The sequence below is a fragment of the Arthrobacter sp. TS-15 genome (genome assembly GCF_006964045.1).
GTDB lineage: Bacteria > Actinomycetota > Actinomycetes > Actinomycetales > Micrococcaceae > Arthrobacter.
This window is the reverse complement of sequence record NZ_SDXQ01000090.1, coordinates 1-1357: the sequence shown is the minus strand read 5'-3', so window position 1 is coordinate 1357 and position 1357 is coordinate 1. Positions and strand designations below refer to the sequence as shown.

Genomic DNA, 1357 nt, shown 5'->3' with positions numbered 1-1357 from the left:
GGATGGTGTCCGGGTTGCCGGAGAGGATCAGCTCGGCGAGCTCGCCCATCCGCCACTGCTCCTCGGTGCGCTCCCACTCCCCGTCGAACCAGAGGACGTCGGGCCGGAAGCGCTCGACGAGTTCGCCGACCTGGCCGTCGCGGTAGGCGAGATAGCGCGCCCAGGCCGCCGGGTCCTCCTTGCCGGGCTCGGCGTGCGAGTACTCGTTGGGCGGCACGATGATCGGCCCGGGGTGCCGCTGACTCGCGTAGTCCGGGTGTTTCCAGTCGGAGTGCGAGTAGTAGAGGCCGACCTTGAGGTCCCGGGCGCGCAGCGCGTCGACGAAGCCGGTGACCAGGTCGCGCCCCGCCGGGGTGTCCCGCACCACGTCGAGGTTGCGGTGGTCGGTGTCCCAGAGGGCGACACCGTCGTGGTGCCGGGCGGTGAGCACCGCGTACCGCGCGCCCACCCGGGCGAACAACTCCGCCCAGGCGTCCGGGTCGTAGTGCGACGCGGTGAAGCCGTCGAGCTGTTTCATGTACTGCTCGTGCGTCATCTCGCCCGTGTAGAACGACCAGGACTCGGCGGCGCCGCCCACGGCGTAGATGCCGTAGTGGATGAAGATGCCCAGCTTGGCATCGGGAAACCAGGGTTGCATCGGCATGGCTCCACGCTAGGCGCGCACCCGGTTCGACGCGTGGGCGACGGTCACCACTACTGGTCCGTTTTCACCCTGGGATCGAGATGCCGTGCCCATCCCTCGGCGCGCCACCGGATCACTCCCGTACACCCCAGTGCGGAACTACTTGGCGCTATCCGGTGGGTACAGCAGCGGTCCGTGGCGTGTTCAATCACGTGTACCGCGTCACGTACGGACGGCCCCACACGTCAGGAGGCACCGTGATCGCCGCTCCCGAGCCCGGACTGACCGAACGCGAACTGATCGACCGAGCCGTCGCCCTGCGGCCCGCACTGCTCGAACGCCAGCCGGAGACCGAGCGGTTGACCCGCTACCCGAAGGACACCCACGACGACTTTCTGCGGGCCGGCTTCTACCGGATCCTGCAGCCGCGCCGCTACGGCGGATACGAGTTCGGCCTGCCGACCTTCTACCGCGTGGTCACCGAGATCGCTCGAGGCTGCCCCTCCACGGGCTGGGCGCTCTCCCTGACCGCCGCCCATGTGCTCCAGGTCGCGGCGCAGTTCGAGGAGCGGGCGCAGGACGAGATCTTCGGCGACGACGGCGAGTTCCGTGCCGCGTCCACGGTCATGCCGGTCGGCGTGGCCCGCCCGGACGGCGACGGGCATGTCGTCCTCGACGGAACCTGGCCGTACGCCTCCGGATCGCCGTACTCCACGCACTACGTCGGCCAGACCC

At 69.6% G+C, this 1357-nt stretch carries 2 protein-coding genes; one reads left to right on the top strand and one right to left on the bottom strand.

What is annotated here, in order from left to right; genetic code table 11:
- Window positions 1–643, bottom strand: a 643-nt coding sequence (locus EU811_RS22940; protein WP_187697309.1) for an alpha-L-fucosidase, incomplete at its 3' end; no start/stop codon positions are given.
- Window positions 644–879: 236 nt separating this feature from the next.
- On the opposite strand from EU811_RS22940, the gene EU811_RS22935 reads away from it, so the two are divergent.
- Window positions 880–1357 (top strand): acyl-CoA dehydrogenase family protein (locus tag EU811_RS22935; RefSeq protein WP_187697308.1); only part of this gene is annotated, 478 nt, incomplete at its 3' end.